Source organism: Ilumatobacter sp. (assembly GCF_049588435.1).
GTDB lineage: Bacteria > Actinomycetota > Acidimicrobiia > Acidimicrobiales > Ilumatobacteraceae > Ilumatobacter_A.
The window spans coordinates 20138-27350 of record NZ_JBAVYV010000559.1 but is presented as its reverse complement, the minus strand read 5'-3'; the positions used below and the strand labels follow the sequence as shown (position 1 = coordinate 27350).

Here is a 7213-nt window from a genome sequence, read left to right as displayed (position 1 = left end):
AACTACTCAGCTACGGCGTCCACCCCCTGAACCCACCCTGACCCCAGTTGATACGTCAGGCGGCGTGGCGGAAGGTTGCGCGGTAGGCGCTGGGGGTCGAACCGACGACCTTGGTGAAGTGCTGACGCATGGCCGCGGCCGACCCGAAGCCGACGGTGGCGGCGATCTCGTCGACCGACATCGACGACACCTCGAGCATCCGCTGCGACGCCACCACCCGCTGATGAAGGATCCACTGCAGCGGCGTCGTCCCGGTCGCCGCCTTGAAGCGCCGGGCGAACGTGCGCGGGGTCATCGCCGCGCGCCGGGCGAGTTCGTCCACCGTCAGTTGTCGCTCGAGGTTTCCTTCGACCCACTGCAGCACGGCCCGCAGATCCCCCTCGACATCGATGCACACCGGGATCGGTTGCTCGATGTACTGCGCCTGACCACCATCGCGGTGGGGCGGCACGACCATCCGCCGCGCAACCGTGTTGGCGACGTCAGCGCCCCAGTCCTCGCGCAACAGATGCAGACACAGATCGATCGCGGCCGACGTACCGGCGCTCGTGTACAACCGATCCCCTCCCGTGTAGAGCACATCGGGCTGCAACGCGATCGACGGGTGTCGCGCCCGGAACTGGTTCATGTAGGTCCAGTGGGTCGTCGCCGTCCGACCGTCGAGGAGCCCGGTCGCCGCCAACGTGAAGGCTCCGGAGCAGAACGAGATCAGCCGTGCGCCACGCGCGTACGCCGTCCGCAATCCCTCGACGACCGCCGGTTCGTAGTCGATGGTCGGTGTCGGTCGCTTGCCGTTCGGGATCACGATCGTGTCGGCCCACTCGAGTGCAGCGAGGTCGTGATCGAGGACCAGGTCGAACCCGTTGTCACCGCGCAGGCGCGGTCCCTCGTTGCTGCACAACCGCAGCTCGGAGTACGGAACCCCCTGCTCGGTGCGGTCGTTGCCCCACACCTCGATCGCCACCGACATCTCGAACATCGAGGGCCGATCGAACAGCAAAACCGCCACCCGATGCTCGCGTTCCTGCCGCATCGGGCTGGCAGTTCTGTAGGTCATGGGTGCCATTCTGCCATTGGCAGGAAGACACGTACCAGCGCATTCTTGCCACATGATGTTCTCAGCGTTCTGCCCGACCCACGACTCCACCATCTTGATGACCCGGCGCAACGTCACCGGCTTCGTCAACACCGACCATGGCCCGGTCCTGCAGTGGCGCTGCAACTGCGGTCACGAGGGCGTCCTCGACCGCACCGGTTCCACCCCGACCACGCCCGCTCCAGCCCCCGCCGCCCCGGCCTTCTCGTGAACTCTTCGCGCACGGAGCGCCGAACATGTTCACGAGAACGGCCTGCCCGGAGGATGGGCGAGATCAGGTGGCGTTGATGGCGTCGAGCACGTCGAGGCGCGTCGAGCGCTTCGCCGGGATCAGCGCAGCCACGAAGCCGAGACCGACACCGAGCACCAGGATCAGCAACAACTGGAGCGGCGCGAAGTTGAGCGCAATGTCGGCCGAGGTCAGCCGGTCGATCGCGAGGATCAGCGCAGCCCCCGTGAAAACCCCCAACACCAGGCCCGAGACCGTGCCGAGTGCCGAGATCAGCACCGACTCGATCCGCACCATCCGTTGCACGCGCTTGTCGACCATTCCGATCACGCGCAGCAGCCCCAACTCGCGACGCCGCTCGAGAATCGACAGCGACAACGTGTTCACGATTCCGATCAGCGCCACGGCGACGCTCATCAACAGCAAGCCGTTGACGGCATTGATCAGGAAGTCGAAGATCGTGCCGACGATCTGACCGAGCGCATTGCCCTGTTGGACGGAGATGTCGGGGCGCAGGCTCGTGATGTCGTCGATGCTGTCGGCGACATCGCTCTGGGACCCCGAAGCGGCGTCCAGGAAGGCGACCGTCGGAGCGGTCTCACCGACGAACTCGTCGAACGTGTCCGAGTCGATGAGACTCCCGGTGAACGTCGTGTCGAGTGAGGACCCGATGGTTCCCACGACTTCGAGATCGATCGTGGCACCTTGACTGCTCGTGAAGGTCACCGTCGAGCCGATCGGGCGCGGATCCCCGTCGTCGAGAGTCAACACCTTGCCGGGCCCCAGGTCGTCGAGCGTTCCGTCGATCACCTCGATAGAGGCGGCCTCGACCATCGCATCGAGGTCCCCCGTCGACACCGCCGACGGAATCACGAACCCATCCGAAGCATCCTCGCCCGACTCGCCATCGGGCGTCGCATCGACCCGATCGATCGCGACGACCTCACGCCGGAACGCGGTGACGAACTCGACCCCGTCCACTTCTTCGAGGCTGGCGACGAGGTCGTCGTCGATGGTTCCGCCGTCACTCGTGATGATGAAATCGGCGCTCGACAGCGCGTTGATCTCGTCCACGGCAAAGTCCTTGACGCTCGTGCCGGCGACGGTCACGAGCGTCACGAGGAACACGCCGATCAACAGCGCGTTCGACGTGGTCGCAGTGCGTTGCGGGTTGCGCGCGGTGTTGTCGGCAGCGAGGCGACCTTCGAGGCCGAACCACCGCAGCATCGGCCTGAACACCTTGGCCCCGAACACCGCGATGAGCGGACCGGCCACGATCACGCCGACGAACAGCACCACCGCCGAGGCGGCGATGCTGAGCGCGGACCCGCTGAAGAGCATTCCCACTGCACCGAGGCCGACGAGGGCCAAGGCCGTGACGATCCGCTTGGTCGTCAACGTCGCGCTCTCGACCGCAGCCTGTCGCAGTGCCTCGATCGGCTCGGTCCTCGCCGCGCGACGTGCGGGAATCATGACCGACAGGAAGGTGATGATCGTGCCCGCGAGGATGCCCTGGATCACCGTCGTCGGCGAGATGCTGATCCCGCGCCCGGGAAGCGAGACCCCGAACAACTCGAGGACCGCGATCATCACGAACGTCAACCCGAAGCCGGCGATCACCCCGAGGACCGATCCGAGCAGACCGATCGCGAGGCCCTCGTATCGCAACGACCGCTTCAGTTGCTTCGGAGTCGCACCGATGGCCGCGAGGACCGCCAGCTCACGCAGCCGCTGCGCGACGATCACGCTGAACGTGTTGTAGATGACGAACGCGCCGACGAACAACGCCAGCGTGGCAAATCCCTGCAGAACGGTCTTGAGCGTCTGGCCGAATGCGCCGACCTCACCACGTTTGTCCTTCAGGAAGTCGTCACCGGTCTGCACCTTGTACCCGGCGGGGACGAGTGGTTCGACGGCCGCCTGCAGCTCGACCTCGTCGACCGTGCCGCGCAGGAACAGGTCTTCGTATTCGACCTGGCCCGAGTTCAACCAGTCGAACGCGTTGGCCCCCGAGATCGAGACGGTGCCGCCGTCGTCCTGTGCATCGGTGTTGCCGAACGAGGTGATGCCGACGATCTCGGCCGGGAACTGCCCGGCCAACGTCAGGATCGTCACCTGGTCGCCGATCGCAAGGTCCTCGGAGTCGGCGGTCCTCGTGTCGATCGCGATCTCGCCATCCGCGGCCGGGGCCGCACCCTCGTCGATGTCGATCGGATTCAGGTCATCGTCCTCGATCCACAGGCGACCGATCGCTCCGTCGGCGAACGTTCCGCCGTCGTCGGCGAGGAAGGACACGCTGCCCGAGAGATCACCACCGATCGCTGCGACCTCGGGCAGGGCGGCGATGGCATCAGCGTCGGAACCATCGATGCGGAGTTCGCCGCCGAAGTCGGCTGCGGCGTCCGACACGTCATCGACGACGACGGCGGCCTCCACACTTCCGAACTGTCGGTCGGCGTCACCCTGGAGCGCGTCGATGACGCGGTCGCCGAGAAATCCGGTCGCCGCGAAGAATGCGACGCCCGTGATGATCGCGACCAGCGTGGCGATGTAGCGACCGAGGTTGAAGCGAACTCCGCGGAGCGCGAGGCGAAGCATCGAGGATCAGCCCTCGAATCGCTTCATGCGGTCGAGCACTCGATCCGTGGTCGGCTCGGCCATCTCGTCGATGATCTGACCGTCGGCGAGGAACAGGACGTTGTCCGCGTAGGACGCGGCGTGTGGATCGTGAGTGACCATCACGATCGTCTGACCGGACTCATCGACTGCACGGCGCATGAACGTCAGGATCTCGATCCCGGTACTCGAGTCGAGCGCACCCGTCGGCTCGTCGGCGAACACGATGTCCGGTCGCGGAACGAGGGCTCGCGCTACCGCCACACGTTGCTGCTGGCCACCCGACAGCTGACTCGGCAGGTTCTTCAATCGATCGCGCATGCCGACCGTGTCGACGATCGTGTCGAACCACTCCCGGTTCGGGTCCTCGCCGGCCAGGGTGAGCGGAAGCAGAATGTTCTCCTCGGCGGACAGCGTCGGAATCAGGTTGTACTGCTGGAAGATGAACCCCAGGCGGTCCCGGCGCAGCAGTGTGAGCTGGGTCTTGTCGAGTGTCTCGAGGTTCGTGTCGCCGATGAACACCGATCCCGATGTCAGACGATCCAGGCCGGCGACGCACTGCATCAACGTGCTCTTGCCCGATCCCGACGGTCCCATGATCGCCGTGAAACGATGCTGCGGGAAGTCGACGGTCACCCCGGCGAGGGCGTGGACGGCGGCGTCGCCGGTCCCGTAGCTCTTCACCGCATCGACGGCCCGGGCAGCGACTGTCTGGACTTCGGTCGTTGTCATGTGATCTCCGCTCTGGGCCGGGTGGGAACGGCCCGAGGGTAGTGGCTCTCGATTGGGCGGAGGCCACCCGGTCCGGGCTGCCCGAGGCTCAGTCGTCCTTGAGCGCGACCGCGTTCGGTGTCACGTTCATCTTGGGCTCGTACTCGGCGACGTCGACCGTGCGCCCGAGACCCGCGAACTTCGCCACCAGATCACCGCGGCACGTGCCGCACGGACCGTAGAAGTCGTCGACGGTCGTTGACTGACATCGCGGGCACGAGAACTCCACGATCCCGACGCTACAGCGCGTACGATCTCGGTCGTGCCCGATCACCGCCCGTTGCCAGACAACGCCGGCGATGTCGACGACGATCCCACCCCGCCCCGCGGGATCGCAGGTGGCCGTCCCGACGCGGGAGGTTCGTCCGACGACCCGGACGCACGGTGGGACGACGAGGAATGGGACGAGCCGAACTTCCTGGTCCGACGAGCACTCGTGATCGGTGGCGTCGTGATCGTCATCGCGCTCGGCGCGATCGGCATCGGCCGGTTGATCGGCGGTGACGACTCGTCGTCGACCTCCTCCGCTGCGGCCGTCGACTGGGACACGATCGTCGTGCTCGAGACCGACGAGATCCGACTCGTCGATCCGAGCAACGGCGACGAGATCGAGACGTACGCGGCGAGCGACGATCTGCTCGACGCCCAATCGCTCGTCGCCGACCACGTGCTCGTCACGATGACCGACGCCGGTCAGATCGTCCAGACCGACCTGGCGGACGGCTCCCAGCGACAGGGCCGTTCGGGCCCCGACGAGACGCTGGTCGTCAGCCCCGACCATCCCGCGATCGCGATCTCCGGCAACGACCTCGGCGGTGACATCAGCATCATCGACACCCGCGATCGTTCGACCCTCAGCGTGGCCGACGTGGCCGGACTCGACGATCCGTTGATCTTCTCCGCCGACGTGATCGTCAATCCGTCGGCGACCCACGTGGCGGTCCCCGTCCCCAACGCATTTCAATCGGTCGTCATCGACCTCGCCGACTCGAGCGCGCAGGCGCGCGCCGGTCGGGTGATCGCGATCGACGACGAACGGATCGTCACCGAACAGCCCGCCGGCGACGAATCGGAGCTCGAGTTCTACGACATTGCAGGCGAGCGACTCGGATCGATCGACGTGGCAGCCCCGAAGGCCACACTGCTGCGCGACGACGGGCGGATCCTCGCGGTCTCCACCGACGGCACGATCACCATCGTCGATGCCGACGGCTCCGTGGACGAGGTCGGCTCCTTGAGCGACCCCGACGATCGTCCGATCGAGGTGTCCAGCGGAGAGCGAGTCGCGGACGGCGACCGACTCGTCGTGGTCGGCACACGCGACACGTACGTGCTCGAGTCCGATGGCACCCAGATCGCGAGCGCACCGGGCGCTCCGGCACGTCGGCCCGGCAGCGGAGAGCGGTGCATCGTCGCCGTCTCCACCTCGGGCCGGGAATCGGCCACGACGGTCCTCGACGTCGAATCGGGATCCGTGGTCGCGGAGATCGAGGATTCGTTCGTCACCGACGAGTCGTACGACGGTTGCACCATCGCCTTCCAGGGAACGACACCACAACTGCTCAGCGACGGAGAGTTGACGTTGGTGGATGCCGCCTCGGTCGCCGTGGTCGCTCCCGACGGCACGGGGTACGTCGTCATCGACGGTCGCGACTCGGAGTACGTCGCGCTCGGCGACGATCCCCTCGAGATCGCCGACCGCCCGACCGTCATCCACTTCGGAAATCGATGATGAGCGACGATCGAGAGCAGCCCGCTGCAACGCCCGCCGACTTCGTCGAGATCACCTCGGACGACACCGTCTGGCGTTTCGAGCGCGAGTTCCTCGAGTCGAATTGGACCTGCCTGTACGGCAACGGGTGCAAGGGCATCCTTGCCGAGGACGCCGAGGAATTACATCAGGGTTGCTGCTCACTCGGCGCCCACTTCGGTGACGGCGAGCCCGGCCAGGAAGAAGCACGACAGCTCTCGGCCTACGTGTCGATGCTCACCCCGGAGCAGTGGCAGTTCCATGCGGCCGGAACCGCTCTCCACGACGATGTCGCCGGCTTCTACGGTGACGCCGACCGGACGCACACGCGTGTCGTCGATGGAGCGTGTGTGTTCCTCAACCGACCCGGATTCGCAGGTGGAGCCGGATGCGCCCTCCACATCGCCGCACTCGAGGCAGGCGATTCGCCGACCGAGTGGAAGCCGTCGGTCTGCTGGCAACTCCCGCTGCGCGTCGACTGGGCGCTCGTCGACGACGACGATCCGGAAGGCCCGGAAACCGCGACGGTCCGACGCTGGTCGCGCGCCGACTGGGGGGATCACGCGTCGAAGATGGCGTGGTGCTGCACCGAACGCTCGGAGGGTGGCGAGGCGTACAGCGGAGATCATCCCGTCGTCGACAGCCTCTCCGACGAACTCTCGGTCCTCGCCGGCGACGAGGTCTACGTCGAACTCCGCAAGCGCCTCGACTGACCACCGCACGTTACGTAACGGGTCAGACCCGTTACGTA

At 66.3% G+C, this 7213-nt stretch carries 7 protein-coding genes; 3 read left to right on the top strand and 4 right to left on the bottom strand.

Translation table 11 applies throughout. From position 1 onward, the window contains the following. Positions 1 to 55: 55 nt before the first annotated feature. A complete protein-coding gene (locus tag WBV89_RS21165) occupies positions 56 to 1057 on the bottom strand; it encodes a GlxA family transcriptional regulator (protein WP_423983313.1) in 1002 nt (333 codons plus the stop codon). Between the two features lie 52 nt (positions 1058 to 1109). Here WBV89_RS21165 and WBV89_RS21160 point away from each other — a divergent pair, with 52 nt between their 5' ends. Next, positions 1110 to 1307 carry a hypothetical protein gene (locus WBV89_RS21160; RefSeq protein ID WP_423983312.1) on the top strand — a complete coding sequence of 66 codons (198 nt, stop codon included), beginning with the start codon at positions 1110 to 1112 and terminating at the stop codon, positions 1305 to 1307. A 63-nt stretch (positions 1308 to 1370) separates the two neighbouring features. Here WBV89_RS21160 and WBV89_RS21155 read toward each other — a convergent pair whose 3' ends face one another. The 3 genes from WBV89_RS21155 to WBV89_RS21145 all read right to left on the bottom strand — a co-directional run bounded on the left by WBV89_RS21155 (position 1371) and on the right by WBV89_RS21145 (position 4941). Beyond that, the gene (locus tag WBV89_RS21155) at positions 1371 to 3923 is read right to left on the bottom strand and encodes an ABC transporter permease (protein WP_423983311.1); all 2553 of its coding nucleotides are present in this window, start codon (positions 3921 to 3923) and stop codon (positions 1371 to 1373) included. Between the two features lie 6 nt (positions 3924 to 3929). Next, positions 3930 to 4673, bottom strand: a complete 744-nt coding sequence (locus WBV89_RS21150; protein WP_423983310.1) for an ABC transporter ATP-binding protein — start codon at positions 4671 to 4673, stop codon at positions 3930 to 3932. Positions 4674 to 4761: 88 nt separating this feature from the next. Next, positions 4762 to 4941: a hypothetical protein gene (locus tag WBV89_RS21145; protein WP_423983309.1), complete on the bottom strand. Its 180-nt coding sequence runs from the start codon at positions 4939 to 4941 to the stop codon at positions 4762 to 4764. A gap of 33 nt (positions 4942 to 4974) precedes the next feature. Between WBV89_RS21145 and WBV89_RS21140 the strand changes: the two genes are divergently transcribed. Together WBV89_RS21140 and WBV89_RS21135 are read left to right on the top strand one after the other, a co-directional pair. Beyond that, on the top strand, positions 4975 to 6444 hold the full coding sequence (locus WBV89_RS21140) for a hypothetical protein (protein ID WP_423983308.1): 1470 nt from the start codon (positions 4975 to 4977) through the stop codon (positions 6442 to 6444). Further along, on the top strand, positions 6444 to 7175 hold the full coding sequence (locus WBV89_RS21135; RefSeq protein ID WP_423983307.1) for a hypothetical protein: 732 nt from the start codon (positions 6444 to 6446) through the stop codon (positions 7173 to 7175). Before WBV89_RS21140 ends, WBV89_RS21135 begins: the two co-directional genes overlap by 1 nt. Positions 7176 to 7213 lie beyond the last annotated feature (38 nt).